General features: G+C 64.7%; 27 protein-coding genes and 1 other RNA gene. 13 read left to right on the top strand and 15 right to left on the bottom strand.

Annotated elements, in window-relative coordinates; translation table 11 throughout:
* Positions 1–170: 170 nt before the first annotated feature.
* Entirely contained in the window at positions 171–1,241 is a 1,071-nt protein-coding gene (locus ACSFA3_RS19965; RefSeq protein ID WP_435507231.1) for a CobW family GTP-binding protein, read from the bottom strand.
* Positions 1,242–1,345: 104 nt separating this feature from the next.
* On the opposite strand from ACSFA3_RS19965, the gene ACSFA3_RS19960 reads away from it, so the two are divergent.
* Positions 1,346–1,927 (top strand): hypothetical protein, encoded by a 582-nt coding sequence (locus ACSFA3_RS19960; protein WP_435507230.1) that lies wholly within the window; start codon positions 1,346–1,348, stop codon positions 1,925–1,927.
* Positions 1,928–1,956: 29 nt separating this feature from the next.
* On the opposite strand, the gene ACSFA3_RS19955 is transcribed toward ACSFA3_RS19960, so the two are convergent.
* Genes ACSFA3_RS19955 through dinD form a run of 5 tightly spaced genes read right to left on the bottom strand, consistent with a single transcriptional unit; the run spans position 1,957 to position 6,303 of the window.
* Positions 1,957–2,961: a tyrosine recombinase XerC gene (locus tag ACSFA3_RS19955; RefSeq protein WP_435507229.1), complete on the bottom strand. Its 1,005-nt coding sequence runs from the start codon at positions 2,959–2,961 to the stop codon at positions 1,957–1,959.
* 7 nt (positions 2,962–2,968) lie between these two features.
* Positions 2,969–3,673, bottom strand: a complete 705-nt coding sequence (locus ACSFA3_RS19950; RefSeq protein WP_435507228.1) for a DUF484 family protein — start codon at positions 3,671–3,673, stop codon at positions 2,969–2,971.
* A 7-nt stretch (positions 3,674–3,680) separates the two neighbouring features.
* Positions 3,681–4,556, bottom strand: a complete 876-nt coding sequence (dapF, locus tag ACSFA3_RS19945; RefSeq protein WP_435507227.1) for a diaminopimelate epimerase — start codon at positions 4,554–4,556, stop codon at positions 3,681–3,683.
* Between the two features lie 35 nt (positions 4,557–4,591).
* Complete coding sequence (locus ACSFA3_RS19940; RefSeq protein ID WP_435507226.1) at positions 4,592–5,482, bottom strand: LysR substrate-binding domain-containing protein; 891 nt, start codon at positions 5,480–5,482, stop codon at positions 4,592–4,594.
* Positions 5,479–6,303, bottom strand: a complete 825-nt coding sequence (gene dinD / locus ACSFA3_RS19935; protein WP_435507225.1) for a DNA damage-inducible protein D — start codon at positions 6,301–6,303, stop codon at positions 5,479–5,481. Before dinD ends, ACSFA3_RS19940 begins: the two co-directional genes overlap by 4 nt.
* A gap of 146 nt (positions 6,304–6,449) precedes the next feature.
* Between dinD and ACSFA3_RS19930 the strand changes: the two genes are divergently transcribed.
* Both ACSFA3_RS19930 and dkgB read left to right on the top strand, forming a co-directional pair.
* Positions 6,450–7,646, top strand: coding sequence for an MFS transporter (locus ACSFA3_RS19930; RefSeq protein ID WP_435507224.1), 1,197 nt, complete (start codon positions 6,450–6,452; stop codon positions 7,644–7,646).
* 25 nt (positions 7,647–7,671) lie between these two features.
* Complete coding sequence (dkgB, locus tag ACSFA3_RS19925) at positions 7,672–8,481, top strand: 2,5-didehydrogluconate reductase DkgB (RefSeq protein WP_435507223.1); 810 nt, start codon at positions 7,672–7,674, stop codon at positions 8,479–8,481.
* Between the two features lie 30 nt (positions 8,482–8,511).
* Here the strand turns inward: dkgB and ACSFA3_RS19920 are convergent, their stop codons facing one another.
* Entirely contained in the window at positions 8,512–9,519 is a 1,008-nt protein-coding gene (locus ACSFA3_RS19920) for a magnesium and cobalt transport protein CorA (RefSeq protein ID WP_435507222.1), read from the bottom strand.
* A gap of 34 nt (positions 9,520–9,553) precedes the next feature.
* On the opposite strand from ACSFA3_RS19920, the gene ACSFA3_RS19915 reads away from it, so the two are divergent.
* From ACSFA3_RS19915 to ACSFA3_RS19905, 3 genes are read left to right on the top strand one after another with little or no spacing between them, the layout of a single operon-like run.
* The gene (locus ACSFA3_RS19915) at positions 9,554–11,221 is read left to right on the top strand and encodes an MBL fold metallo-hydrolase (protein ID WP_435507221.1); all 1,668 of its coding nucleotides are present in this window, start codon (positions 9,554–9,556) and stop codon (positions 11,219–11,221) included.
* Positions 11,218–11,979, top strand: a complete 762-nt coding sequence (locus tag ACSFA3_RS19910) for an RNA pseudouridine synthase (RefSeq protein ID WP_435507220.1) — start codon at positions 11,218–11,220, stop codon at positions 11,977–11,979. Before ACSFA3_RS19915 ends, ACSFA3_RS19910 begins: the two co-directional genes overlap by 4 nt.
* Positions 11,980–12,009: 30 nt before the next feature.
* Complete coding sequence (locus tag ACSFA3_RS19905; protein ID WP_435507219.1) at positions 12,010–12,207, top strand: YqaE/Pmp3 family membrane protein; 198 nt, start codon at positions 12,010–12,012, stop codon at positions 12,205–12,207.
* A gap of 29 nt (positions 12,208–12,236) precedes the next feature.
* Here ACSFA3_RS19905 and rnpB read toward each other — a convergent pair.
* Positions 12,237–12,577, bottom strand: an RNA gene (rnpB, locus tag ACSFA3_RS19900) — RNase P RNA component class A.
* A gap of 62 nt (positions 12,578–12,639) precedes the next feature.
* On the opposite strand from rnpB, the gene cysK reads away from it, so the two are divergent.
* Positions 12,640–13,569, top strand: a complete 930-nt coding sequence (gene cysK / locus ACSFA3_RS19895) for a cysteine synthase A (protein WP_435507218.1) — start codon at positions 12,640–12,642, stop codon at positions 13,567–13,569.
* On the opposite strand, the gene ACSFA3_RS19890 is transcribed toward cysK, so the two are convergent.
* Together ACSFA3_RS19890 and ACSFA3_RS19885 are read right to left on the bottom strand one after the other, a co-directional pair.
* Positions 13,536–14,003: an MOSC domain-containing protein gene (locus ACSFA3_RS19890; RefSeq protein WP_435507217.1), complete on the bottom strand. Its 468-nt coding sequence runs from the start codon at positions 14,001–14,003 to the stop codon at positions 13,536–13,538. The genes cysK and ACSFA3_RS19890 overlap by 34 nt on opposite strands.
* A gap of 143 nt (positions 14,004–14,146) precedes the next feature.
* A complete protein-coding gene (locus ACSFA3_RS19885) occupies positions 14,147–14,407 on the bottom strand; it encodes a hypothetical protein (protein WP_435507216.1) in 261 nt (86 codons plus the stop codon).
* Between the two features lie 100 nt (positions 14,408–14,507).
* On the opposite strand from ACSFA3_RS19885, the gene ACSFA3_RS19880 reads away from it, so the two are divergent.
* The 5 genes from ACSFA3_RS19880 (at position 14,508) to ACSFA3_RS19860 (ending at position 20,011) form a co-directional block, all read left to right on the top strand.
* Positions 14,508–16,217 carry an NAD(P)/FAD-dependent oxidoreductase gene (locus ACSFA3_RS19880; RefSeq protein ID WP_435507215.1) on the top strand — a complete coding sequence of 570 codons (1,710 nt, stop codon included), beginning with the start codon at positions 14,508–14,510 and terminating at the stop codon, positions 16,215–16,217.
* A 19-nt stretch (positions 16,218–16,236) separates the two neighbouring features.
* Positions 16,237–16,872: a flavin reductase family protein gene (locus tag ACSFA3_RS19875; RefSeq protein WP_435507214.1), complete on the top strand. Its 636-nt coding sequence runs from the start codon at positions 16,237–16,239 to the stop codon at positions 16,870–16,872.
* A gap of 78 nt (positions 16,873–16,950) precedes the next feature.
* Positions 16,951–18,126 (top strand): ProQ/FINO family protein, encoded by a 1,176-nt coding sequence (locus ACSFA3_RS19870; protein WP_435507213.1) that lies wholly within the window; start codon positions 16,951–16,953, stop codon positions 18,124–18,126.
* Between the two features lie 39 nt (positions 18,127–18,165).
* On the top strand, positions 18,166–18,999 hold the full coding sequence (locus tag ACSFA3_RS19865; RefSeq protein ID WP_435507212.1) for a helix-turn-helix transcriptional regulator: 834 nt from the start codon (positions 18,166–18,168) through the stop codon (positions 18,997–18,999).
* A 100-nt stretch (positions 19,000–19,099) separates the two neighbouring features.
* Positions 19,100–20,011: a DMT family transporter gene (locus tag ACSFA3_RS19860; protein WP_435507211.1), complete on the top strand. Its 912-nt coding sequence runs from the start codon at positions 19,100–19,102 to the stop codon at positions 20,009–20,011.
* 28 nt (positions 20,012–20,039) lie between these two features.
* On the opposite strand, the gene htpX is transcribed toward ACSFA3_RS19860, so the two are convergent.
* From htpX to pyrC, 5 genes are read right to left on the bottom strand one after another with little or no spacing between them, the layout of a single operon-like run.
* Entirely contained in the window at positions 20,040–20,918 is an 879-nt protein-coding gene (gene htpX / locus ACSFA3_RS19855) for a protease HtpX (protein WP_435507210.1), read from the bottom strand.
* A gap of 36 nt (positions 20,919–20,954) precedes the next feature.
* On the bottom strand, positions 20,955–21,809 hold the full coding sequence (locus ACSFA3_RS19850) for a DUF3025 domain-containing protein (protein WP_435507209.1): 855 nt from the start codon (positions 21,807–21,809) through the stop codon (positions 20,955–20,957).
* A gap of 3 nt (positions 21,810–21,812) precedes the next feature.
* Positions 21,813–22,631, bottom strand: coding sequence for an NYN domain-containing protein (locus tag ACSFA3_RS19845; protein WP_435507208.1), 819 nt, complete (start codon positions 22,629–22,631; stop codon positions 21,813–21,815).
* Between the two features lie 30 nt (positions 22,632–22,661).
* A complete protein-coding gene (locus tag ACSFA3_RS19840) occupies positions 22,662–23,420 on the bottom strand; it encodes an NYN domain-containing protein (protein ID WP_435507207.1) in 759 nt (252 codons plus the stop codon).
* Between the two features lie 38 nt (positions 23,421–23,458).
* Positions 23,459–24,493 carry a dihydroorotase gene (gene pyrC, locus ACSFA3_RS19835; protein WP_435507206.1) on the bottom strand — a complete coding sequence of 345 codons (1,035 nt, stop codon included), beginning with the start codon at positions 24,491–24,493 and terminating at the stop codon, positions 23,459–23,461.
* Between the two features lie 98 nt (positions 24,494–24,591).
* On the opposite strand from pyrC, the gene ACSFA3_RS19830 reads away from it, so the two are divergent.
* Positions 24,592–25,392: an IclR family transcriptional regulator gene (locus ACSFA3_RS19830; protein ID WP_435507205.1), complete on the top strand. Its 801-nt coding sequence runs from the start codon at positions 24,592–24,594 to the stop codon at positions 25,390–25,392.
* The last annotated feature ends 30 nt before the right edge of the window (positions 25,393–25,422 follow it).

The following is a 25,422-nucleotide window of genomic DNA, read 5'->3' as shown; positions in this document are numbered from 1 at the left end:
ACTGGACGTGGCCAGCGACGAACCCGGGGTTATACCCTTGAAAGTCGATCCGGTAACAAGCGATTTCCCGCGTCATGACCCGATCGCCACAACGCCCGGCCGCGAGGCTCGGAAGCAGGCGCGCGATTGTAGAGAACTCGGCACCGTCGCAGGTGACCTTTTTTCACAATTCAAACCAGCGACTGATCCAGCCCCTGCACCAGGATTTCCCGAGGCAAATCGATTCCGATGAACACCATGCGGCTCTGACGCACTTCGTCCGCACCCCATTCCGGGCCCAGGTCGCTGCCCATCAGCTGGTGAACGCCCTGGAAAATCACCTTGCGGTCGGTGCCCTGCATATGAAGAACACCCTTGTAGCGAAGCATGCGCGGCCCGTAGATGTTGACGATCGCACCCAGGAAGTCCTCCAGCTTGGCCGGATCGAAGGCGCGATCGGCCTTGTAGACGAAGCTCTTGACGTCGTCGTCATGGTGATGATGGTGGCCGTGCCCCTCGCCGGTGGCATGCGAAGGATGGTCGCAGTGCTCGCCCTCGGCATGGTCATGACCTTCGTGACCATGGTGGCCGTGATCGTGGGCCTCGTCCTTCAGGAAGTCCGGATCGATGTCCAGCTTGGCATTCAGGTTGAAGCCGCGCAGGTCGAAGACGCTCTTCAGCGGCACTTCGCCGAAATGCACCTTCTGCTGCGGCGCACGCGGATTCATGTGCTTCAGACGATGGATCAGCGCCTCGGTTTCTTCCTCGGACACCAGTTCGCTCTTGCTGATGAAGATTTGATCGGCGAAACCGACCTGGCGGCGCGCTTCCTGGCGGTCGTTGAGCTGTTGCGGCGCGTGCTTCGCATCGACCAGCGTCAGGATCGAGTCGAGCAGATAGCTCTCGGCAATCTCGTCGTCCATGAAGAAGGTCTGCGCAACGGGCCCCGGATCGGCCAGGCCGGTCGTTTCGATCACCACGCGGTCGAAATCGAGCAGCCCCTTGCGTTTCTTCGCGGCCAGCAACTGCAGCGCTTCACGCAGGTCTTCGCGAATCGTGCAGCAGACGCAGCCGTTGCTCATCTGCACGATCTGCTCCTTCGATTCGGTCACGAGGATGTCGCTGTCGATGTTTTCTTCGCCGAACTCGTTCTCGATCACCGCGATCTTCTGACCGTGGGCCTCGGTCAGGATGCGCTTCAGAAGCGTGGTTTTTCCTGAGCCGAGGAAGCCGGTGAGGATGGTGGCGGGGATGAGAGCCATTCGGAGCCTTAGAAACGTACTGAAGAAGAAAGAAGTTTATCGATTGCCGCACGAAACCGCGGAGACAGGGGAACTGGAAATAAGAGCAGTCCCACGAAGCGCTCATGCCGCGCAAACAAGAATGGCCGCCCGCACACGGCCCTTCTATTTTTCCCGGCAACCACAAACCAATGACCGCTCCAATTTCCCCAAAGAACTTTCAACATTCAAACGCCGCAAAATCAGCTCGTTCGACATCCGATGTTCCTGCGCCGTACAGAAAAGGCTCTGATACCGCCATCGAAAAGTCGAAGGCTATCGACGCGGAGAGCCGACGAGGATTTGTTCGCGCATCTGGCCGCGACAACAAGGATGCGAACTTCCTGGGCGTCATCCATCAGCGTGTGCAGGCGTCGTACGGGCAGGCTCGGATCCATCTGAACCCGAATCACAAGATCAGGTATGAGGCAAACCCCGGAAACCTTCGCTGGCCGGACCCGATAAGGCAATGGATCCATACACCGACCCACGTGGTCGCACCAACCGGCTCCGGATGGATTCCGATGGATCCTGAGCCGAGAGTTTCGAACCCGCTTCCTATGCCTGGAAACAATTCGATTCCCCAGGAAGTTCGACCTGCATATCTCGGCCTGCTCATGAACGAGAGCGTCGTGAGCAACGGTGGAGAAATACTTACGCGGCTGTGAAACTGGCCGATGACAGTTTGAAAATCTAATCAGTCGTTTCCAGATTCGCTTGTTCGGGTGCGCTGCGACCCGGAGTCCAGCGCCTTCGCCCGCGGATGCGCCGCGTCGTAAGCCTTCGCCAGATGCTGGAAATCCAGCCGCGTATAAACCTGCGTCGTCTTGATGCTGGCGTGACCGAGTAGTTCCTGCACACCGCGCAGGTCGCTGCTCGACTGCAGCAGATGGCTCGCAAACGAGTGCCGCAGCATGTGCGGGTGGACCGGCGTGGCGAGGCCGGCTTTCAAGCTGCGCGACTTGAGGCGGCTCCATATCGATTGCGCTGAAAAGCGGTTTCCGTTGCGGCCGATGAACAGCGCCGCAGCCCCTGCCGGATCGCGCAACTCGGCCGCATTCAGCGCCTTGCAGTCGTTGCGCACCTCCAGCCATGCGCGCAAGGCTTCGGCTGCCTTCGACCCTATCGGCACGCTGCGCCGCTTTCCGCCCTTGCCCAGAACATGGGCGTCGCCGGATTCCAGATCGATCCAGCCGGCCGCATCCTTGCCGGCCTGCGCATCGAGGCCGACCAGTTCGCTCACGCGCAATCCGCAGCCATAGAGCATTTCGACAATGGCACAGTCGCGCGTCTCGGTCCACGGATCGGCCTCGGCGTCGTGCATTTCGGCCAATCGAACGGCGTCGTCGACCGGCAGCGCCTTCGGCAGCGGGCGACCGGCTTTCGGTGCGCGCACGTCCTGCACCGGATTGGCGACCACGAGTTTCTGATGGCCGAGCCAGCGATAGAAACTGCGCCAGCACGACAGCACCAGCGCGATGCCGGAGGGCTCCCGCCCCGCCGAATGCATTCGCGCCATCCAGCGCCGGACATGCGCGGCCTGCACCCTGTCGAGCTGAAGTTCCGCTTCGGCAGCGCGTTCGGCGAGCGTTCCCAGATGCTCGGCGTACAGATCGACCGTGCGCACGGCGAGCCGTCGTTCGACGCGAACATACGCGAGATAGCGGTCGATCAGCGCACGATCGGCTTCGACGTCTGCCATGAACGCGTCAGTTCGACGATGCGGGACGCAGCCGCGACAGCGCGCCCGACGCCAGTTCGGCGATCCGCTCGAGGAAATCGGTGCCCATTTCGGCGTTGAAGCGCTGCGCATCGGGCGACGCCAGCACCAGTAGACCAAAAGCCGGCGCGTCAGCTGCCGAGCGCAACGGCACCAGCGCGATCGAAATGGCGGTGCGGTCGTCCGCCAGCCAGGTCGTCGCCTCGAATCCCGAGTTCGGCCCGCAATATGGTGCCGTGAGCGAGTTGGCGAACTCCTTCACGTCGTCGCCGACCCAGTGAGCGTACGGCTCCTTCCAGTAATCCTTGTCGCAATCCCACAGGCGGATGGCCGTCTGCGGCACCGAGAACAGCAGCTGTAGGTCGGACGTGATCTGCAGCGGCAGCATGCGCGGATCGCGCGTGGTGAGCAGATTGCACATCCAGCGATGCATGCGGTCGGTGGTGGCGACGTTCTCGGTGCCGTGTCGCATCATGTCCATGACACGATGCTCCAGCGCCTTGATCTTTTCGCGCAGCATGTCGGCCTGGCGTTCCTGCAGGCTCACCGCGCGGTTGCCGTGCGGGCTGGTCAGCTGCACCTGCGCGAGCAGTTGGGCATGGCGCTCGAAGAAGTCCGGCGTGTTCGCCAGGTAATCGGCGATGTCGTCCTCGGTGATGGGGTGCAGTGCGGCGGCGTCGTGGATGGATTTCATGGCAGTTTCATGGGAGATCGGGTACCTCGATGTCGCCTTCGAACACGGTGAGTGCGGGCCCGGTCATGAAGACCGGCTGGCCGAGGCCGGCCCACGCAATGGTGAGGATGCCGCCGCGCGTCTCGACGTCGACGCTCGCATCGAGCAGTCCGAGCCGGATGCCGGCCACGACCGCGGCGCACGCGCCGGTGCCGCAGGCCAGCGTTTCGCCGGCACCGCGCTCGTACACGCGCAGTCGGCCGTGCCTGCGGTCGACGATCTGAAGAAAACCGGCGTTGACCCGTTGCGGAAAGCGCGGATGGTGCTCGATCAGCGGACCCTGTATTTCGACCGGCGCGGTATCGACGTCGTCGACGATCTGCACCGCATGCGGATTCCCCATCGACAGGATCGCCAGCGGCACGATCGGGCCGCCCGCATGGGCCGATAACGCGAGGTTCCACTTTTCCCAGCCACCATCGGCCTGCGGATCGAGCCCGGCTCGGTCGAAAGGCACGCGCTGCGGTTCGAATACCGGCAGACCCATGTCGACGGTGATGCGGCCGTCCCCGGCCATGCGCGGCTCGATCACGCCCGAAAGTGTCTGGACGCGCACTGCGTCCTTGTCCGTCAGCTTGTGTTCGCGCACGTAGCGCAGGAAACATCGCGCGCCGTTGCCGCACTGCTCGACCTCGCCGCCGTCGCCGTTGTGGATCAGGTACTGGAAGTCGATGCCCTCGGCCGGCGACGGCCGCACGGTGAGGATCTGGTCGGCACCGACGCCGAAATGGCGGTCGGCGATGAACCGGTACTGGGCCTTGGTCAGGCCCAGCGGCGCTCGGGTTTCGTCGAGCACGACGAAGTCGTTGCCCGCGCCCTGCATCTTGGTGAATCGGATTCGCATCGCCAGATTATGGGTCGCGCATTCCGGCCACGGCGTTACGGGTAATCCAGCCTTGTCGCAAGGAAATCCAGGAAGCACGCGATCCGCGCCGCCAACTGGGTGTTGCGGTAATACACGGCGTTGATCGGCTGGCGCACGTCGACGGTTTCCTTCCCGAGCAACTGCACCAGATCGCCGCGTTCCCGGTCGGCGGCCGTCATGAAGTCCGACAGGCAGGCGATGCCCGATCCCTGCAGCGCGAGCTGGCGCAGCGTCTCGCCGCTGGACGCGGTGACGGTCGGCGCGATCGGCCATTCGTCACCGTGGGTGCCACGCAACGGCCAGCGGTTGAGCGATTCGGGCTGCGTGAAGCCGAGCAACGCATGCCCGGCGAGGTCGGCCGCGTTCCTGGGCCGGCCATGTGAGGCGATGTAGCCGGGACTGGCCAGTACGCGGATCCGGCTGGTCGCGAGCGGACGCGCGTGCAGCGTCGAATCGCGCAGTGCGCCGATGCGGATCGCGATATCGGTACTGCGCTCCAGCAGATCGATATTCAGCTCGTCGGTGTCGAGTTCCAGCGCGATCTGCGGATATGCCAGCCGGAATTCGGGTACCAGCGGCACGATGGCGTGCAGCATGAATGGCGTCGCGGCATTCACGCGCAAGCGCCCGGCCGGCCGCTCGCGACGCGCGGCCATCTGCGCTTCGGCATCGTCGATCGAAGCCAGGATCGATCGCGCATGCACGAGGAACGCCGCGCCCTCCTCGGTCAGCGCGATGCGGCGGGTGGTGCGGCGCATCAGTGTGGTGTCGAGCTTGCGTTCCAGCCGGCTGAGCGCGCGACTGATGCCGGAAACGGTCTGGCCGAGACGCTCGGCGGCGGCGGTGATGGAGCCGGCGTCAGCGACGGTGGTGAAGGCCTGGAGTTCGTCGAGGGTGGTTTTCATTGGCGCGGAAGCTTTTTTTCCTCCGCCTTGAGACGCCTCTGTAGCTTCTTCGTATCTTCCGCCGGAGGCAACTCTTCAGGCGCGATCTGGCGATCGGTCAGCAGCTTTCGCACGTCGCTGTTGTTCTTCACATGTTCCTGCGTGATGCTCTTCTCGCCCTTCAGATCCCGTTGCTTGACCTGCGTGTGGGTGATCTCGTTGGCGAAGTCCTTGGCCTTGATGGTGATCGTCGGTAGAAAGTCGGCGAGCGGACGAGTCTCGGGAACGGAGAGGCGCAGTTTCATGTTTTGCGTGCTCACGCCGCCGAAAAGCGCTGCATCGCCCTTGCTCAGAATGCGGCCGAATCCCTGGCTGTCGATGCCGCGTTCGTAAAGCACGCCTGACAGCTCTTTTTGCGACAGCGTGAGCTTGTCGCGAGCCTGCAACCGCTCCCACTCCGCCATGCGCGCCTCGATCAGCTCCTGCTTACGCGTCTGCACCGCGAAATAAGTCATCGCGAAAGCGATGGCCTCCTTGCGCGGGTCGCCATTCTGGGCAATGAGATAGCAGGCGTAGCGCGTGAGCGCGATGTCGTCTACTCCGCGTTCGGCACCCTTGCCCACCTCGATCATTTTGTTGACGTCAACAAAATGATCGACTACCGGTTGCCCAGCGTTCTGACAAGCAATCCGGGCCTTGTCGATCACCGTCACGAAGTTGCGCCACTCCTTGTAGCCGAGCAGCACCTGCAGCTCGCGCGCCAGCCAGTGCTCCACGCCGTCATTCTGATGCGCGCAGCCTTCAAAGCTCTTGTGCAACTTCTGGATCGAATCTTTTTTCATGCGGAATGTGATTTCTCAATGGCCGAGGCGGAAATCGCCCTTTAACTATTGATTATTGAGCAACTATGTATCGCTCAAATCTAGCTTTTTCTGCAATAGATATCGCTTCAGACTCGCGGCATTCACAACGATCACGGGAGTCCTCGATGCCCATTGCATTGCTCGCGCTGACCCTCAGCGCATTCGCCATCGGCACGACCGAGTTCGTGATCGTCGGCCTGCTGCCCACCGTCGCGGCCGACCTCGGCATCGGCCTGCCCTCCGCCGGCCTGCTGGTCAGCCTCTACGCGCTCGGCGTCGCCATCGGCGCGCCGGTGCTCACCGCACTGACCGGCAAAGTGCCGCGCAAGGCGTTGCTGCTCGGCCTGATGGCGCTGTTCACGGCAGGCAACCTGCTGGCCTGGAAAGCGCCGACCTACGAATCGCTGGTGGCCGCGCGCATCCTGACCGGGCTTGCGCACGGCGTGTTCTTCTCGATCGGCTCGACCATCGCGACCGGCCTCGTGCCGAAGGAAAAGGCGGCAAGCGCCATCGCGGTCATGTTCACCGGCCTCACGGTTGCACTGGTCACGGGTGTGCCGCTGGGCACCTTCATCGGTCAGCATTTCGGCTGGCGCGAGACTTTCCTGGCCGTGTCGGCGCTGGGCGTGATCGCCTTCATCGGCAGCGCCTTCTTCGTGCCGAAGGACATCCGCCACACCACGCCGGCTTCGCTGCTGCAGCAGGCCAGGGTGCTGGCCGAGCCCCGGCTGCTGCTGGTCTATGCGACCACCGCCATCGGCTACGGCGGATCGTTCATTCCATTCACGTTTCTGGCGTCCATCCTCACCGACGTGTCCGGCTTCGGCGCCGGCGCGGTCGGCTGGGTGATGCTGGTCTACGGCGTTTCAGTGGCGGCGGGCAACCTCTGGGGCGGCAGGCTGGCCGACCGGCTCGGGCCGATCCCGGCGCTGAAACTCATCTTCGCGCTGCTGGCCGCCGTGCTGCTGGTCCTGCAGTTCACTGCGCCGCACAAATGGCTGGCCGTTGCCACGGTGCTGGCCTGGGGCGCGGTTGCCTTCGGCAACGTGCCGGGACTGCAGGTCTACGTCGTGAAGCAGGCAGAACGCTTCGCTCCGCAGGCTGTCGACGTGGCCTCGGGACTGAACATCGCGGCATTCAACCTCGGCATCGCCGGCGCAGCCTGGGCGGGCGGGCTGATCGTCACGCACCTCGGGCTGATGCACACGCCGTGGATCGGCGCGCTCGTGGTGCTGGTCTCGCTGGCGCTGACGGCGCTGAGCGGAAAGCTCGACGGTCAGACACCACGCAGGGCCGCGCTTCTTCCCACGACTTCCCATTGATCGCCGATAGAAAGAACCACGCAACATGACTTCATCCATCCCCGCCTTCGGCCTCGGCACCTTCCGCCTGAAAGAACAGGTCGTCATCGACTCGGTCCGGACCGGCCTCGAACTCGGCTACCGGCTCGTCGACACAGCGCAGATCTACGGCAACGAAGCCGAAGTCGGCCAAGCCATCGCCGAGAGCGGCGTGCCGCGCAAGGACATCTTCATCACCACCAAGATCTGGACCGCCAACTACGGCCGCGATCAGCTGGTGCCCAGCCTGCGCGACAGCCTCGCCAAGCTGCGCACCGACCACGTCGACCTCGCGCTGATCCACTGGCCGTCACCGAACGACGCCGTGCCGGTAGCAGAGTTCATGGCGGCGCTGGCCGAAGCGAAGGCGCTCGGGCTGACGAAGCGGATCGGCGTCTCCAACTTCACCATCGCGTTGATGAAACAGGCCATCGGCGCGGTCGGCGCCGGCGAGATCGCGACCAACCAGATCGAGCTTTCTCCGTACCTGCAGAACCGCAAGGTGGCCGACTTCGCGCGCAACCAGGGCATCCGCATCACGTCGTACATGACGCTGGCTTACGGCAAGGTGCTGAAAGACCCGGTAATCGGCACGATCGCCAGGTCGCACGACGCGACGCCGGCGCAGGTCGTGCTGGCCTGGGCGATGCAGTTGGGTTACGCGGTGATTCCGTCGTCGACGAAGCGCGAGAACCTGGCGAGCAATCTGTTGGCGCAGCGCCTGCGATTGAGCGAAGCCGACGTGGCGCAGATCGCCGACCTCGACCGCGGCGACCGCCTCACCAGCCCGGCCGGACTAGCGCCGGCCTGGGACTGAGCCGGGCGCCTGCCGCACTCAGACCCAGCCTCAAACCCAGCCGGCCTTCCGAAACCGCCAGTACAGATAACCGCAAAGGCTCGCGATCAGGCTCAGCGCCGCAACATAGCCGTAGCGCCATTTCAGCTCCGGCATGTGCTCGAAGTTCATGCCCCAGATGCCGGCGAATGCGGTGCAGACCGCAAAGATCGCCGCCCAGGCCGCGAGCCGCTTGGTCACTTCGCCGTCTTCGATGGTCACCATCGAAAGATTGGCATGAATCGCCGTTCCGATGGTGTCGCGCACCGAATCGATGGTGCCGTTGATGCGGCTCAGGTGGTCCATCACGTCGCGGAAGTAGTCCTGCGACCCGACGCAGATCTGCGGCACCCGACCGCCATGCAGCTTGCCGGTCGCTTCGAGCAACGGGGCGACGGCGTGCTTGAACACCGTCAGGCGCTGCTTCATCGCATAGAGGCGCTGAAGGCTTTCGCGCGCCTTGCCCTTGGTGAAGATCTGTTCTTCGATCACTTCGAGCTCGTCCTCGAAGGCGTCGATGGCCGGAAAGTAGCGGTCGACCACCGCGTCCATCAGCGCGTACAGCACGAAGCCTGGGCCGTTGCGCAGCAGTTCGGGTTCGCGCTGGCAGCGTTCGCGCACCTCCACGAAGCCCTGTTCACTGCGATTGCGCACTGACACCACGTAGTTGCGGCCGACGAAGATGTCGAGCTCGCCGAGTTTCGCCTCGGCCCGACGACGCTCGGATTCGGGCGCGGCGTCGGTCGTCGGCCTTGCGGACGCATCCAGCAGATGCAGCACCACGAACAGCGAATCGCCGTATTCCTCGACCTTCGGGCGCTGATGGCCGTTCTGCGCATCTTCGACCGCCAGCGGATGCAGGCCGAATTCATCCTGCAGTTCGACCAGTTCCTCTTTCGTCGCATCGTGAAGCGCCACCCAGATGAAGCATCCGGGCATCGAGAGGTACTCGCTGATGTCGGCGACCGGTATGTCGGCGAGCTTGGAACCGTTTTCGTAGACGACGCAATTGACGAGCATCCGGCAATCTTGCCATGCTGCCGATAATCCCCCGATGGTCCGCCCCACCCAACAAAGCCATCCTCACCGCGAACCCGCGCCCCTTCGACCGGCCGCCACGGTGCTGCTGTTGCGCGACACGCCGCACGGTATCGAAGTGCTGATGACGCGCCGCTCCGCCGCCGCCAGCTTCGCGCCGGGTGCCTACGTCTTCCCCGGCGGACGCATCGACGACAGCGACGCGCAGGAAGCGCAGGCACCGCAGGTCGCAACACGGCGATTGACGCAGAGCCAATTGCAGCTGAAGCAGGCCGTCGCCGCACTGCGCGAAAGTTTCGAGGAACTTGGCGTTCTGCTGGCACACGATGCCGATGGCCGACCGGTCGATGCTGAAACCATCGCCGCGATGGACCGCAGCACGGCCGCCGGCACGACGCCCCTCGTCGCCCAATGCGCCGCGCACGGATTGCGCCTCGCGACCGACAGCGTCTTCACCTTTGCCCACTGGATCACCGACCGCGACCTGCCCAAGCGCTTCGACGTGCCCTTTCTCGTTGCGCGAATGCCTGAAGGCCAGACGCCGGTCGCCGACGAGACCGAGCAGTTCGAGCCGGTCTGGGTGCGCCCGGCCGAAGCGCTGGAGCGGCATGCGGCGGGCAGCTTCTTCATGATCTTCCCGACCGTGCGCACGCTGGAGCGCATGGCGACGTATGCGACGGTCGATGCCGTGCTCGACGCCTGCGCGACCGAGCAGCCGCTCTTCACAAGTTGTCCGCGCGCCGGCTTCCTGCGCGGACAGGAAGCGCGCTACATGGCGCACGAGCCGCCCTTCGGCGAACTGGCGCTGGTCTGCCCGGATGGTCAGATCCTGCATGCGCTCGACTGGCAGAGCGAAACCCCCGTCATGCTGCTGCGCAACATTCGCCGGCTCACCGCGCCGAATGCCGGTCCCATGACCGGCCCCGGCACCAACAGCTACATCGTCGGCGACGCTGCCACCGGCTACATCGTCATCGATCCCGGTCCGCGCAACGACGATCACACTGCGCGACTTTTCGAGGCCACCGCAGGCGACATCCGCGCCATCGTCTGCACGCATTCGCATGCCGACCATTCGCCGGGCGCGGCGCCGCTGCAGGCGCTGTGTGCGAACCGTCCGCCGATCCTCGGCCTGCCTTCCGCGCCGACCGCACGGCCGGCTTCGTACTTCGTGCCCGACCGTGCACTCGCCGATGGCGAGCGGCTGGTACTCGGCGATTCATCTTCAGGCAACAGCCACACATTGCGCGTCGTCCACACACCCGGCCACGCAGCCAACCATCTGTGTCTGGTGCTGGAAGAAGACGGCCTGCTGTTCTCCGGCGACCACATCCTCAACGGCAGCACCACGGTGGTCGATCCGCCGGACGGCGACATGTCCGACTACCTCGATTCGCTGACCCGGCTCGACGAGGTCTGCACCGATGGCGACATCGACTTCATCCTTCCTGCGCACGGCTACGTCATCGGCAGCGCGCGCGACGCCATCGCGGCGCTGCGCATGCACCGGCTGAAGCGCGAAGCACGCGTCCTCGCCGCCATGCGCGCACAGCCCGACGGCACGCCGCAGGACTGGCTGCCGGTCGCCTATGCCGACGTGCCCGAACGCATGTGGCCGATGGCCGCACGCTCGCTGGCCGCACACGTCGAGCGCATCCACAAGAAATTTCCAGGACATCCATGAGAGACAACCGAAGAGAAACCCAGGGCGACGAAGGTATTCGCCTGGCCAAGCGCGTCGCCGCCGACACCGGCTGCTCGCGCCGCGAAGCCGAACTGCTGATCGAGAACGGCGCCGTGCAGGTCGATGGCCGTCGCGTCGAGGTGCCTGAGTCCCGCGTGCTGCCCGGCCAGCAGGTCGAGATCGACAAGAATGCGCGGCCGGAGCCGGTGCAGGTCGTCACCATCGTTCTGAACAAGCCACCGAAGATCGCCTTCGACGCGCCGGTCGCCAGGTTGCTTTTCGCCGCGAAGCGCACCGCCGACGACACCTCGCAGCGCCCCACGCTGCAGCGCCACTTCGCCAACCAGCGCTGCCTCACGCCGCTGGAAACCGGCGCCAGCGGGCTGATTGTCTTCACGCAGGACCCGCGCATCGAGCGCAAGCTGATCGAAGACGCCGGACTGATGGAATACGAAGTGATGGTCGACGTGACCGGCGAAGTGAGTCCGCAGGCGCTGCACCGGCTGAATCAGTCGCCTGTGATCGACGGTCGCGCCATGCTGCCAGCGAAGGTCAGTATTGGCCGGCAGAGCGAAGACGGCACGCAGACCGGCCTGCGCTTCGCCATGAAAGGCGCCTGGCCGGGCCAGGTCGCGCAGATGTGCGACGGCGTGGACCTCCGCATCGTCGCGATGAAGCGGATTCGTGTCGGTCGCGTCCCACTCGCAGGACTGGCGCCTGGCGAATGGCGCTATCTGCTGCCGCATGAGAAGTTCTGATTCTTTTTACAGCCCGAACGAACCAACGCCATGCGCCTTCTGCTCGCCATCCTCCTGCCCTTCGTCGCCTTCTTCACCATCGGTCGACCGATTGCCGGAATCATCTGCCTGATCCTGCAGGTCACGCTGATCGGCTGGCTTCCGGCCGCGATCTGGGCCGTCTATGCACTGAGCCAGTACAAGACCGACAAGAAGATTTCCAAGGCGATGGGCTCGCAGCGCTTCTGAGCGTGCGAATCCTTGCTGGTGTGTGAATAGTGTGAAGCGCGCCTGTAAGCCGGATTCTGTGCACTGCCGCCTCTTGCGAGAACGGCAGCGTGACCGCCATTAATCTGGGCCGCCGGTCGCCCGGACGGCTCGATGCCACCTACCCGCCAACTCCGCGGAACCACGTCGACGTTGGCCTATTTGGTGTTGCTGCGCGCAGAGATTGCCCGTTTCACCCGGATCGGGGTTGCCCCTTCACCGACTCGTCTCTGTTGCTCTGATCCTCACCTCGCGGTGGAGAGTCGTTAACTCCTACGCTGTCCTGTGCAGTCCGGACGTTCCTCCAGTGCCTGGTTTCCCAGATTGCACCAGCGGCGGTCCGGCGCGCTTCACGGGGCGGATTATGTCGCCACAATGGACCTTCCCGTTTTTTCGCCGCCCAGGAGACCATCCATGAAAGCTCAGAACATCCTCGAAACCATCGGCCGCACGCCGCACGTGCGCATCCAGAAGCTTTTCGCCGGCACGGCCAAGGGCACGCAGCAGGTCTGGATCAAGTCCGAGCGATCCAATCCCGGCGGCTCGATCAAGGACCGTATTGCGCTGGCGATGGTCGAGGACGCGGAACGTTCCGGTGCCCTGAAACCCGGTGGCACGATCGTCGAGCCGACCTCCGGCAACACCGGCATCGGCCTGGCGATGGTCGCTGCCGTCAAGGGCTACAAGCTTGTGCTGGTGATGCCCGACAGCATGTCGGTCGAGCGCCGCCGCCTGATGCTGGCCTACGGCGCGAGCTTCGACCTGACGCCGCGCGCCGGCGGCATGAAGGCTTCGATCGCCCGCGCGACCGAAATCGTCTCCGCCACGCCCGGCGCCTGGATGCCGCAGCAGTTCGACAACCCGGCCAACGTCGATATTCACGTGCGGACGACCGCAGAGGAAATCGCAGCAGATTTCCCCGATGGAATCGACGCAATCATCACCGGCGTGGGCACCGGCGGCCACATCACCGGCATTGCTCGGGTATTGAAGGCGCGCTTTCCGAAACTCAAGGTGTTCGCGGTCGAACCGGTTGCATCGCCGGTGATTTCCGGCGGCGCGCCGGCACCGCATCCGATTCAGGGGATTGGCGCGGGCTTCATTCCGAAGAATCTGGATGTGGAATTGCTGGACGGCGTGATCCAGGTCGATGCGGAACCGGCGCGGGAAATGGCGCGGCGCTCGGCGCGCGAAGAAGGGATGCTTGTCGGGATTTCGTCGGGCGCGACGCTGGCGGCCATCGCGCAGAAGCTGCTAGAGCTGGCGGACGACGCGGTGGTGCTGGGGTTCAACTACGACACCGGTGAGCGCTATCTGTCGGTCGAGGGGTTCCTGCCGGCCTGATCCGGCGTGCGGAGGCGGACCGGATCGCCGATGCGGAGCGTGCCGCCCGTCACGACGCGCGCCGTCACGCCGCCGTGTCCGCGCATCGCGTTGTAGCCACCTTCGCCCAGTTCCGCCTCCATCAGCGAGCACGGCTCGCAGGTGCCGGTGATTTCGAGAAGCACTTCGTCGCCGAGCTGCCATTGCAACCGAACATCCGGGAAGAGCGACCGCATCGACAAAAGATTGATGCCGGAGACGACGAGGTTGCGGCGCAGACGGGATGGGTTTAGCGATGGCAGTCCCATCAGCGCTGCAACGACGGGCAGGTGTTCCGCCTGAAAGAGCGTGACTTCGCGCTTTTGCGCGAGGTCGCCGATTCGGAGCGTTGATGAGCGGCGGTCGCCGACGAGGCCTCGCCCGGGTTCGACGAGAACTTCGGTTGAGGACGACATCGGGGCCATGCGTGCGGGACGAAGAAGAATTGCTTCGATCCGGCCTGCGCCTGCAAAGCGTTGGGTCAGATCGCGAAGGGTGTGTGCGGGCATGACCCCGATTGGAACTCTCCAGACCGAAACCCTGGAATGTGACTGTTACTTCAATGCCGTCCCGCCATCGCCTGCCAAAGATTGCAACCGGCCTGACAAGGCGGCATCGCCTGCATCTGCCGCGACAACTCGGCCTGCGCCGACTGAGCCACCGGCGATCCTGTTCCCGACGATCCTGAATCCAGCGGAGAAACCACCGCCGGTCCACCCATTGCCAAGGCAGCGACGCCGCTCGCAATAATTACCTTCGTGACTATCAGCATGACCATCTCCAAAAAATGCAGAGGTGCGTTTTCAAGATAGTCCTCCACGCGGTGCAGTTCAACGGGTCTTACCCTCCTCTCCCCTGGCTGTTTCCTACAATGGCGCCCCGATCAAAGCCACCTGCCCGATAACCCCGGGCCGCACGCCATGCTCCGTCTTTCCGAACTCAAGCTTCCTCTCGACCCGCCGTCCGACGCGCTTTCCCGCGCCGTTCAGGGCCTGCTCGGCATCGACGCCTCAGCCATCACCGACCTCCATGTGCACAAGCGCAGCTTCGACGCCCGCAAGATCGAGCTGCTGCAGGTCTACATCGTCGACGTGACGCTGGCCGATCCGTCGACCGAAGACGCACTGCTCACCAAACTGGCCGGCAATCCGCGCGTGCAGCGCGCGCCCGACACGCGCTACACGCCGCCTGCCAAGGCGTCAAGCGATGCGGCGCTGCGCCCGGTCGTCGTCGGCTTCGGTCCGTGCGGCATCTTCGCCGCGCTGCTGCTGGCGCAGATGGGCTTCCGGCCGATCGTTCTGGAGCGCGGAAAGTCGGTGCGTGAACGCACGAAGGACACCTGGGGCCTGTGGCGAAAGGGCGTGCTGGACCCGGAGTCGAACGTGCAGTTCGGCGAAGGCGGTGCCGGCACTTTTTCGGACGGCAAGCTCTACAGCCAGATCAAGGACCCGCGCTTTCTCGGTCGCAAGGTGATGGCGGAGTTCGTCGAGGCCGGCGCGCCGCCCGAAATCCTCTACGTCGCGCATCCGCACATCGGCACCTTCAAGCTGGTGAAGGTGGTGGAGAACATGCGCGCGCAGATCGTGGCGCTGGGCGGCGAGATCCGCTTCGAGCAGCATGTGACCGATGTAATGATCGAGGATGGACCGGAAGGTCGCCATCTGCGCGGCCTGACGGTGCGCGACCAGAAGACCGGCGCATCGAGCGAACTGCGTTGCGACCACGTCGTGATGGCGCTCGGCCACAGCGCGCGCGACACCTTCGAGATGCTGCACTCGCGCGGCGTGCAGATCGACGCCAAACCGTTCTCGATCGGCTTCCGCATCGAGCATCCGCAGGGGCTGATCGACCGTGCGCGCTGGGGTCGCCATGCCGGCCATCCGCTGCTGGGCGCGGCCGACTACAAGCTGGTGCATCACGCGGCCAACGACCGCTCGGTCTACAGCTTCTGCATGTGCCCGGGCGGAACGGTGGTGGCCGCGACCAGCGAGCCGGGGCGCGTCGTCACCAACGGCATGAGCCAGTATTCGCGCAACGAGCGCAATGCGAATGCCGGCATCGTCGTCGGCATCGACCCTAGCGATTTTCCCGGCTGGGAGAACAGCAAGACGAGCGGAAAAGCCGGTTCGCCGCTGGCCGGCATGGTGCTGCAGCGCGAACTCGAATCGAACGCCTTCGTGCTCGGCGGCAGCGATTACCGCGCACCGGCGCAGCTGGTGGGCGACTTCATCGCCGGTACGCCGTCGATAGCCATCGGAAGCGTCGAGCCGTCGTACAAACCCGGCGTGACACCGACCGATCTGCATGCCGCACTGCCTGCCTACGCGATCGCGGCGATGCGCGAGGCGCTGCCTGTGTTCGGACGCAAGATCAAGGGCTTCGACATGCACGACGCGGTGCTCACCGGCGTCGAGACGCGCACCTCGTCGCCCATCCGCATGACGCGCGGCGACGACTACCAGAGCGTCAACACGCGCGGCCTGTATCCGGCCGGCGAAGGCGCGAGCTACGCCGGCGGCATCCTGTCGGCGGGCGTGGACGGCATCAAGGTGGCCGAGGCCGTGGCTCAGGCGATGCTGGCTGGGCAGGCTATACACGCTTCAACGCGACCGGCACTTTCGACAATCTGAATCAGGACAAGGACTCTTCATGGCCGATACAAACGCACCGAACGACTTCCACTTCTACGAACCCGCGAAAGGCCACGGCCTGCCGCACGACCCGTTCAACGCGATGGTCGGGCCGCGCCCCATCGGCTGGATCTCGTCGCACGACGCCGACGGCCGACTCAACCTCGCGCCCTACAGTTTCTTCAACGCCTTCAACTACACGCCGCCGATCGTCGGTTTCTGCAGCATCGGCGCGAAAGACAGCCTGCGCAATATCCGCGAGACGCGCGAGTTCGGCTGGAACCTGGCGACGCGTCCGCTGGCCGAGCGCATGAATGCCACATGCGCCGCCGTGCCGCCCGAAGTCGACGAGTTCGAACTTGCCGGGCTGACGCCGACCGCATCGCACCGCATCGCCGTGCCGCGCGTGGCGGAAAGCCCGGTGTCGTTCGAATGCAGGCTGACGCAGATCGTGCAGCTTCAGGGCGTCGATGAAGTGCCGGTGCAGAGCTGGCTGGTGCTGGGCGAAGTGGTCGGCGTGCACATCGCGCGCCATCTGCTGAAGGACGGCATCTACGACACCGCCGCCGCCGAGCCGATCCTGCGCGCGGGCGGCCCTGCGGACTACTTCACGGTGACGCCCGACAATCTCTTCAAGATGTTCCGCCCGCGCTGACCTTCGCGCCTAAGGTGGCAGACCATTTCCGCTTTCCCAACGCCGCGCCTGCCGCGGCCCACCAGAACCGATTTCCCGATGACTGACGCACCCCAAATCACCGAACACCAAGCGCCGCAAGCTGAGACATCGCTGCCGCCCGTGACGACCATCGCATCGGCGCATGTCGACGGCGCAGAGAACACCGAAAGCACCGGCGATGCCGGCAATGAAGGCGGCACTCAAGGCGGCGATCGTCCGCCCCGCACTCGTCGTTCGCGCGGAGGACGCGGCAAGCGCCGCAACGGGCCATCGGCGCCGATCGGCGAAACCGCCGAAGCCGCCGGAGTGGCCGAATCCGAAGAAGGTGCCGAGCAGGCGGACGGTGCGCAAGTCGCAGTTCCCGCAGTTCCTGCCAACGCGCCGCGCCAGCAGAACGGCCGTCACGGGCAGCAGCAGCGCAAGCCGCAGCAGCCAACGGCCGGCGATGCGCGTCAGGCGCGTGAGCCACGTGAAGGTCGCAACAACAGCGGCCAAGGCCAGCAGGCAGCGCGCAACAAGGCGCATCCGGTGCTCGAACGCCTGTTCGCGCTCTATCCGAAGATGTTCGGCGCACGCTTTCTTCCGCTGAAGCTGGGCGTCTACCAGGACCTGGTCGAACGGCACGGCGAGGAATTCAAGACCGAGGACCTGAAGCTCGCGCTCGGCCTGCATGCCCGGTCCACGCGTTATCTCGACGCCGTCGCCGCCGGCCACCAGCGCCACAACCTCGAAGCCGAGCCGGTCGAGCCCGTCGCGCCGGAACACGTGCACCACGCGATCCTCGAAACCTTTCGCCGCCGCCAGGCGCGCACGAAGGACGACCTCGGCGAGCAGCTGCGCGAACGCATCATCGCGGCCATCGAGTCGTCGAACATCGGTCGCGAAGCCTATGCCGAACGCGTCCGCGCACGCGATCCGCAAAGCAATGCCGCGCTCGACGATGCGCTCACCGAACTCGGACGGCAGGCGGCCAAACGCGAAGCCCTGCTGCGCGCGTTCGAGGCCAGCGGCAAGAGCGAAGCAGAGTTCGCCGACATGTACGGCATGGACTCGAAAGAGGTGACGCGCACGCTGCAGCGGGCGCGCAAGGACAAGAAGGCGGATGCGGAAGCTGCGGCGGCGAAGGCGGCCGAGGCAGCCAAGGCCGAAACCGAGGCACCAGAAATCGAAGTTCCCGAAGCCGGCGCCGGCGACGAAATGCAGGCCGAGTCGCACGAGACGCCCGCGGCCTGAACGAGCGACACGAACGGGCCGTCGAAAGGAAGACTTCAGTTGGCCCGCCTGAATCCTCGCAACACGTCGCGCTACTGGTGTGCGTTCGGCCTGCCGGGAGTCGACATGCTGCAGGCCGACTTCACCACGCATGACTACGCACCGCACGTACACGATGCCCTGGTCGTCGCGGTGACCGAGACAGGCGGCTCCGAATTCAGGAGTCGCGGTCGCGCAGACGTCGCCCGTCCGCAGGCGCTGCTGGTCTTCAACCCGTCGGAGCCGCACTCGGGCCGGATGGGCGGCAGCGCGCGATGGCGGTATCGATCGTTCTACCTGGCCGAGCCGGCCATCAGGGACATCCTCTGCGCCGTTGGAATCGATCAGCCTGGCTATTTCACGTCCAACGTGCTGCAGGACCCGGAGCTCGTCGCGCGGTTCCTGTCGCTCCATCACATGCTCGACGGCGAGCCTCGTGACGCACTGCTTCGACGCGAGGGGTTCATTCGCACCTTCGGCGACCTGCTCCAGCGGCACGGACAGGCTTCGCGTCGCATTCCGAAGTCACCGCGGGAGGCAGCCGCACTCGCTCCGGCGCTCGAACTCCTGCGCGACAGCTATGCGACCCCGTTGACGCTCGAACGCATGGGCGCCGTGGCGGGCCTGACGCCGTTCCAGCTGATCGTGGCTTTCAAACGAGTGCTGGGCCTGACGCCACATGCCTACCTGACGCAGTTGCGCCTCGAGGCTGCTCTGCGTCGGTTGCAGGCCGGACAATCCGTCGTCGATGCGGCGCTGGCTGCGGGCTTCTACGACCAGAGCGCGCTGAACAAGCACTTCAAGCGCACGTTCGGCGTGACGCCGCTTCAGTACGTCCGCGCGCGGGCATCCTGACCTGCCGGTCACGGCGCCGCGCCGCGCCGGCCGGGCCGCGGGCCGCGCAGCTCTCAATTTCGACCAATCGCATTTCGAGCCAGCCTGCGATGCTGGCGCCATGCTTTCGATACGCAATGCGCTTCTCGCCCTCTGGGCCCGTCCCGTCTGGCTGCTGTGGCTGCCGCCTGCGTTCTGGGCCGGCAATCTGGTACTCGGCCGGGCGCTCGGGCCTGTATTCCCACCCGTCTCGCTGGCGGTCGGCCGCTGGGTGGTCGCACTCGCCGTCCTGATGCCCTTCGTCTGGCGACAGGCCTGGCGGGAGCGCGATCTTCTGGCGAAGCACTGGGCACTCATCGCCGCCTGTGGTGCTTTCGGCATCGCCGGCTACAACGCGCTGGGCTACGTCGCCCTGCAGACCGTGCCGGCCGCAAACGTCGCATTTCTCAATTCGACGTTGCCGCTCATGGTGCCGCTCGCCGCGGTGATCCTTGGCGTCGAGCCCATCACCTGGAGAGCGCTGGTCGGCATCGGCATCTCATTTCTGGGTGTCGCATGGATCGTGGCTCGCGGCGAAACGGCCAATCTTGCGGCGCTGCGATTCGATGGGGCCGAACTGCTGGTGCTCCTGGCCGTCGCCAACTACGCGGTGTATTCGGTGCTGCTGCGTCGCAAGCCGGCTGCCATCAACCCTCTCGTATTTCTGGCAGCGACGGTGGCGGCAGGCTTGCTGGTGCTGACACCCTTCTGGGCTTTCGAGCTGGCGCGCGGGGCACGCATCCCAATGAACCCCGCCTCGATCGGGGCGGTCTTCTACATCGGCGTCTTCGCATCGCTGTTCGCCTTCATCCTCTGGAGCCGCTGCGTCGCGACGCTCGGCGCGACGGTGACGGGCGTCTCGTTTCACCTCGTCGCACTGTTCACTGCGCTGCTGGCTTTTTGGGTATTGAAGGAGCCGGTGCGCGATTTCCATCTTGTGGGCATCGCGCTCATCCTGCTTGGGTTCTTCGTCACGACGCTTCGGCGACCGTGATCGGGCCGCACGAAGCGACAGCTGGTCTTCAGCCCTGACGAGCCTGCAGCGCAGCGATCCGCTCCTCGATCGGCGGATGCGTGGCAAACAGCTTGCCCACGGCACCCGTGATGCCCATCGCCTCGACCGACTTCGGCAGTTCGCCGGGCGGCAATCCGCCCAGACGGGCCAGCGCGTTCATCATCGGCTGCTTGCGGCCCATGAGTTGCGCGGCGCCGGCATCGGCACGGAATTCACGCTGACGCGAGAACCAGGCGACGACGATGGCGGCAGCAAAGCCGAGCACGATGTCCAGCACGATCGTGCTGACGTAGTAGCCGATACCCGGGCCGGAGTTGCTGTTTTCGCTGCCACGACGCAGGAAGCTGTCGACCGCATAGCCGATCACGCGCGACAGGAACACAACGAAGGTGTTCATCACGCCCTGGATCAGCGCCATCGTGACCATGTCGCCGTTGGCGATGTGCGCGACTTCGTGGCCGATGACGGCCTCGACCTCTTCGCGCGTCATGCCCTGCAGCAGACCGGTCGACACCGCGACCAGCGACGAGTTCTTAAATGCGCCGGTGGCGAATGCATTGGGCTCGCCGTCGAAGATCGCGACTTCGGGCATGCCGATGCCGGCGGTGTTGGCGAACTTGCGCACGGTCTCGACGATCCACGCTTCGTCGGCGTTCTGCGGGTTGTCGATCATGCGCAGGCCGGCCGTCCACTTGGCCATCGGCTTGCTGATGAGCAGCGAGATGAAAGCGCCGCCGAAACCCATGATCAGCGCGAAGCCGAGCAGCGCGGTGAGGTTGAGTCCGTTGGCCGTGAGGAAGCGGTTGACGCCGAGCAGGCTGGCGACGATGCCCAGCACGGCGACCACCATCACGTTGGTCAGGACGAACAGAATAATGCGTTTCAAGTTGATTTCTCCGTGGGGAAACTGAGCGACTGCGGATCAGGTGGGGGCCGCGCGGCGCGCTTCAAGTTGGCCGTCGGCATCTGCTCGGGACGCATGAGCGCGCCGGAGATTCTGCAGACCGGGCGGGCGAAACACGCCGGAATCATCATAGAAAGCAGGGTCTTCGTTCTCCGGCCACCAGCCCGGAATGCCGAGCACCGGCAGCGGAACGAACGGTTTGGTCGCAAGATGCGCTGCGTTCAGTGCAGCAGCGATGGCGTCATCGTCCGGCGCAATCGATACCAGGCCGGTCGGCGCCATCAGCACGTGCGCAGTCGCAGGCTTGCGCGGCGCAACGAGCTTTTCCATCAACGCGTGGCCGAAGACCAGCAGACGTGCCTGATGCCATCTGGCGCGCTCAGTAACGAAGAGCCGATGCCAATCGCGCGCGATCAGCGCTTCCCGGATTTCGGGCGGCGCGTCGAGCACAGCGCCGTTTTCATCGAACAGCGTCAGCGCATCGCGCAGCGGACCGCGCGTGGCGCCGATGCCGTGGCGGGCGATCTCGGTCGCCTGCAATGCGTTCAGCCGGCGCTTGGCCTCCGGAAAGCGCAGCCACACCAGGCCATTGAAGAAGTCGTGCAGGTTGTCGCGGGTCGGGACGCTGCCGGTGTCGAAGATGAAACGCTCGTAAGCCTCGCCGGGCGAAAGTGCGTCATGCGGGACGAAACGCGGAACGGCAGTTCGCCCGCCCATTCCCGTTCGGGCTGAGCCTGTCGAAGCCTCGCGTCCCCGCCCCGCCGCATCGTCGAGCGCCCCAGCCGTCGATCCGCCGATCGCCTCGCGCTCGACCACCTCGCCATCCGCCCGATACGGCGCCAGCCACGGACGCGACCAGTCGACCGTCGTCATTCCTCAGGCTTCGCCGGCGCCGATCCAGCGGATGCGGTCGGGGTGCTGCATCACTGCGAACTCGGCCGGCAGCTTTTCGAACAGCTTGATCGAGCTCGCATGTTTGCCGAGCAGCTTGGCCGCGCGCAGGGCCTGCGCCACGTCTTTCAGTTCGATTTCACCGCCGTTGCGCAGCGAAGGCACGGCTTGCAGGATGAACTCGGCCGCCTCGGAAGCAGCGGACTTGGCCGGCGCCGCCTTCTTGCGCGCGGCCTTGGCCGGGGCCTTCTTGGCTGCCGGTTCGGCGACAGGCTTCGCCTTCTTCGCGGCCGGCGTGCGGGTGGACGGCGTCTTGGCGGCGGACTTGCGTGCCGGCTTCGCTGCAGGCACGGAGGCCTGCACGGATTCGTCGCGCGCACTGTTGTGCCGCAGATCGATGAAATCGTCGTACGCGATGGTCGTCTCTTCACCTGTCTTGCCTTGCTGCCCGATGCCGCAGACGCGGCAACCCTTCTCGCGCAGGCGCAACACCAGCGGCGCGAAGTCGGAGTCCGACGACACCAGGTAAATGACCTGCGGGCGCTCGGAAATCGCAAGATCCATCGCATCGACGGCCAGCGCGATGTCGGTGCTGTTCTTGCCGGCGGCCAGATTGACCATCGGCCGGATCGACAGCCGCTTGAACAGCGCCTGGTGCCGCAACGCAACCTCTGGCGTTCCGTACGCGCGGCGCACGTGCAGATGGCCGTGTGCGGCGAGTACGCGGTGCATGGCTTGCTCCATCACGTCGACGGAGACGTTGTCGGCGTCGATCAGCAGCATGACCTTGGCATCGTTATTCATATGAGTTCTCTAGAAACGGTCATCACGGATTCAACCGCGGTATCTGACGGAGTTGGGTTGCTCTTTGGGGGTCAGCTCGAATTGCGCCGGGTGTCGGCGGAACAACAGTACGGAGCTGCCGGTTTTGGAAAGAGCGCCGGCATCGCGGAGCTTCTTGGCTGCGAGGCTCAAGTGAACCGGAACCTTGGTCTTCAGTTCCGGCAGGATAGCGAGGATCTGCGTCACCGACGGGCCAGCGACGACAGTTGCCTTCACCACGGGGATGGCCTTCCCAGAAGTGCCAGATTCACCTGCAATCACGTCAATTGCCGTTTGCGATGGCACGGCGATCTGCGCAACCATCGGCACTTGTTTTTCTTGCTCGATCGAGCTCGACGGTTCAATCACTTCTAGAACCACAACGTCGTCGTAGAAACTGTCTGGATTGGCAAACAATTTGTTTGCCAGGCTGTAGCAAACGACTCGACAGCCCTTCTCGCGCAGCCATATCGCAAGCGGCACGAAGTCGGCATCGCCCGAGCAGATCGCGACGGTGTCGATGTCGTTCGTACAGACGGCCTCGACAGCATCGATCACCAATGCGCTGTCAGTGGTTGTCTTGTCCACTATCAGGTTGGCAACCGGTCGAACGCCGTGCTTCCATAGAACGGCATGGATACCTTTCAGGCTTTCGGGGCGGCCGTATGCGCGACGGTAGATGACGCGATCGGCTTGGGAGCGGAGCGAAGTTAGTACGTGGTCGAGGGCAGTCGCATCGTTGAGATTGTCTGCATCGATGAACACCGCCATGTTTCTTGCAGTGGTGGTCGCCCCCTTTCCACCGCTCATCAAACCAGTTTCCAGTTCAGCGTCTCGCCGCCGCGCAACGGCTTCAGCGTCGCTTCGCCGTACGGCACGGTTTCCGGCACGGTCCAGGTTTCGCGCTTCAGCGTGACGGTGTCGGTGTTGCGCGGCAGGCCGTAGAAATCGGCGCCGTGGAAGCTGGCGAAGCCTTCGAGCTTGTCGAGCGCGCCGGCGTTGTCGAATGCTTCGGCATACAGCTCGATGGCGGTCATGGCGGTGTAGCAGCCGGCGCAACCGAAGGCATGTTCTTTGAGATGAGCGGCATGCGGCGCGCTGTCGGTGCCGAAGAAGAAGCGGTCGCTGCCGCTGGTGACGGCGTCGACCAGCGCAACGCGGTGCGTCTCGCGCTTGAGCACTGGCAGGCAGTAGTAATGCGGGCGGATGCCGCCGGTGAAGATGGCGTTGCGGTTGTAGAGCAGATGGTGCGCGGTGACGGTGGCTGCGGTGAAGCGGTCGGCATCGCGCACGTACTCGGCGCCCTCTTTGGTCGTCAGGTGCTCGAAGACGATCTTGAGTTCCGGGAAGTCGCGGCGCAGGGGGATCAGCACGCGGTCGATGAAGACAGCTTCGCGGTCGAACAGGTCGACGGCCGGGTCGGTAACTTCGCCGTGCACCAGGAACAGCAGGCCGTGCTTCTGCATGGCTTCAAGCGTCTTGTAGGTGTTGCGAAGATCGGTGACGCCGGCATCGCTGTTGGTGGTTGCGCCGGCCGGGTACAGCTTGAGCGCGCGCACGCCGGCTTCGGCGGCGCGGGCGATTTCTTCGGGTGGCAGCTTGTCGGTGAGATAGAGCGACATCACCGGATCGAAAGCGAGGCCCGGCGGCACGGCCGCGAGGATGCGCTGGCGGTAGTCGAGCGCCTGCTGCGCGGTGGTCACCGGCGGGCGCAGGTTCGGCATGATCAGCGCGCGGCCGACCTGGCGCGCCGAATGCGGCACGACCGCTTCGAGCGCGGCGCCGTCGCGCACATGCAGATGCCAGTCGTCGGGGCGAGTGATCGTGAGGGTGTTCAGGGTCATGGCGGCAATTGTCCCATCGGGTTCAGCAAGTCGAAAGAGGTCGAAAGAGGTCGAAAATAGAATCGCGTCTCGATTCTTCCCCAACACATACAAAACAGATGGCGAGCAAGAAGCCCGAGACAATCGCAGCGTCGGAACCCGATCCGCTGTTCAACCAGTCGCTCGAGAAAGGGCTCGCCGTGCTGAGCGCCTTCGACGGCGCACATCGCTCGATGACGCTCGCCGAGGTCGCCGAGCGCACGCAGATGACCAAGGCGTCGGCGCAGCGCACGGTGCATACGCTGCAGGTGCTCGGCTATGTCGGCAAGCATGCGCAGACGCGGCGCTTCCAGCTGCGGCCCAAGGTGATGGACATCGGCTTCAACTATGTCTCGAACCACCCAGTCGTGCAGATCGCCAACCCATACCTGTCGCAGCTTGCGAATGCCAGCGGCGAAACGGCCAGCCTCACCGAGCCGGTCGAGCGCGACATGCTCTACGTCGCCCAACGCGTGACGAACCAGTTCATCCCGGTATCCACGCCGGTCGGCATGCGCATTCCGATGTACTGCACCAGTTCGGGACGCGCCTGGCTCAGCTCGCTGCCGGTCGCCGAGGCGCGGCGCATCCTGCAGGAGTCCGACCGCGCGGCGCGCACGCCCGCCACGCTGACCAGCGTGAACGCCATCCTGGTGCGCATCGCCGCCTGCCGCAAGCTCGGCTACGCCACCAATGCCGAGGAACTGTTCCTCGGCGACATGGGCATCGCCGCAGCCATCGTCGATCGCTCGGGCCGCGCGTTCGGTTCGGTGCATGTCTCGCCGCCGACCAGCCGATGGTCGATCGAGTCGGCGCAGAAGAAGCTGGCGCCAATGGTGATCGAGTGCGCACGCGCAATTTCAAGCGCTCTTTCGCATTGAAAAAATATCGATAATCGATTCACCGGTAGC

The sequence above is a fragment of the Variovorax glucosi genome (assembly GCF_051216695.1).
Classification (GTDB): domain Bacteria; phylum Pseudomonadota; class Gammaproteobacteria; order Burkholderiales; family Burkholderiaceae_C; genus Variovorax.
This window is presented reverse-complemented; position numbering and strand designations above follow the sequence as displayed.

What these genes read in the sequence shown, in the direction of transcription:
- ACSFA3_RS19965 (WP_435507231.1), bottom strand. Translation starts at nt 1,241, where the DNA reads ATGGCTCTCATCCCCGCCACCATCCTCACCGGCTTCCTCGGCTCAGGA.
- ACSFA3_RS19960 (WP_435507230.1), top strand. Translation starts at nt 1,346, where the DNA reads ATGCCGCGCAAACAAGAATGGCCGCCCGCACACGGCCCTTCTATTTTT.
- ACSFA3_RS19955 (WP_435507229.1), bottom strand. Translation starts at nt 2,961, where the DNA reads ATGGCAGACGTCGAAGCCGATCGTGCGCTGATCGACCGCTATCTCGCG.
- ACSFA3_RS19950 (WP_435507228.1), bottom strand. Translation starts at nt 3,673, where the DNA reads ATGAAATCCATCCACGACGCCGCCGCACTGCACCCCATCACCGAGGAC.
- dapF (WP_435507227.1), bottom strand. Translation starts at nt 4,556, where the DNA reads ATGCGAATCCGATTCACCAAGATGCAGGGCGCGGGCAACGACTTCGTC.
- ACSFA3_RS19940 (WP_435507226.1), bottom strand. Translation starts at nt 5,482, where the DNA reads ATGAAAACCACCCTCGACGAACTCCAGGCCTTCACCACCGTCGCTGAC.
- dinD (WP_435507225.1), bottom strand. Translation starts at nt 6,303, where the DNA reads ATGAAAAAAGATTCGATCCAGAAGTTGCACAAGAGCTTTGAAGGCTGC.
- ACSFA3_RS19930 (WP_435507224.1), top strand. Translation starts at nt 6,450, where the DNA reads ATGCCCATTGCATTGCTCGCGCTGACCCTCAGCGCATTCGCCATCGGC.
- dkgB (WP_435507223.1), top strand. Translation starts at nt 7,672, where the DNA reads ATGACTTCATCCATCCCCGCCTTCGGCCTCGGCACCTTCCGCCTGAAA.
- ACSFA3_RS19920 (WP_435507222.1), bottom strand. Translation starts at nt 9,519, where the DNA reads ATGCTCGTCAATTGCGTCGTCTACGAAAACGGTTCCAAGCTCGCCGAC.
- ACSFA3_RS19915 (WP_435507221.1), top strand. Translation starts at nt 9,554, where the DNA reads ATGGTCCGCCCCACCCAACAAAGCCATCCTCACCGCGAACCCGCGCCC.
- ACSFA3_RS19910 (WP_435507220.1), top strand. Translation starts at nt 11,218, where the DNA reads ATGAGAGACAACCGAAGAGAAACCCAGGGCGACGAAGGTATTCGCCTG.
- ACSFA3_RS19905 (WP_435507219.1), top strand. Translation starts at nt 12,010, where the DNA reads ATGCGCCTTCTGCTCGCCATCCTCCTGCCCTTCGTCGCCTTCTTCACC.
- cysK (WP_435507218.1), top strand. Translation starts at nt 12,640, where the DNA reads ATGAAAGCTCAGAACATCCTCGAAACCATCGGCCGCACGCCGCACGTG.
- ACSFA3_RS19890 (WP_435507217.1), bottom strand. Translation starts at nt 14,003, where the DNA reads ATGTCGTCCTCAACCGAAGTTCTCGTCGAACCCGGGCGAGGCCTCGTC.
- ACSFA3_RS19880 (WP_435507215.1), top strand. Translation starts at nt 14,508, where the DNA reads ATGCTCCGTCTTTCCGAACTCAAGCTTCCTCTCGACCCGCCGTCCGAC.
- ACSFA3_RS19875 (WP_435507214.1), top strand. Translation starts at nt 16,237, where the DNA reads ATGGCCGATACAAACGCACCGAACGACTTCCACTTCTACGAACCCGCG.
- ACSFA3_RS19870 (WP_435507213.1), top strand. Translation starts at nt 16,951, where the DNA reads ATGACTGACGCACCCCAAATCACCGAACACCAAGCGCCGCAAGCTGAG.
- ACSFA3_RS19860 (WP_435507211.1), top strand. Translation starts at nt 19,100, where the DNA reads ATGCTTTCGATACGCAATGCGCTTCTCGCCCTCTGGGCCCGTCCCGTC.
- ACSFA3_RS19850 (WP_435507209.1), bottom strand. Translation starts at nt 21,809, where the DNA reads ATGACGACGGTCGACTGGTCGCGTCCGTGGCTGGCGCCGTATCGGGCG.
- ACSFA3_RS19845 (WP_435507208.1), bottom strand. Translation starts at nt 22,631, where the DNA reads ATGAATAACGATGCCAAGGTCATGCTGCTGATCGACGCCGACAACGTC.
- ACSFA3_RS19840 (WP_435507207.1), bottom strand. Translation starts at nt 23,420, where the DNA reads ATGGCGGTGTTCATCGATGCAGACAATCTCAACGATGCGACTGCCCTC.
- pyrC (WP_435507206.1), bottom strand. Translation starts at nt 24,493, where the DNA reads ATGACCCTGAACACCCTCACGATCACTCGCCCCGACGACTGGCATCTG.
- ACSFA3_RS19830 (WP_435507205.1), top strand. Translation starts at nt 24,592, where the DNA reads ATGGCGAGCAAGAAGCCCGAGACAATCGCAGCGTCGGAACCCGATCCG.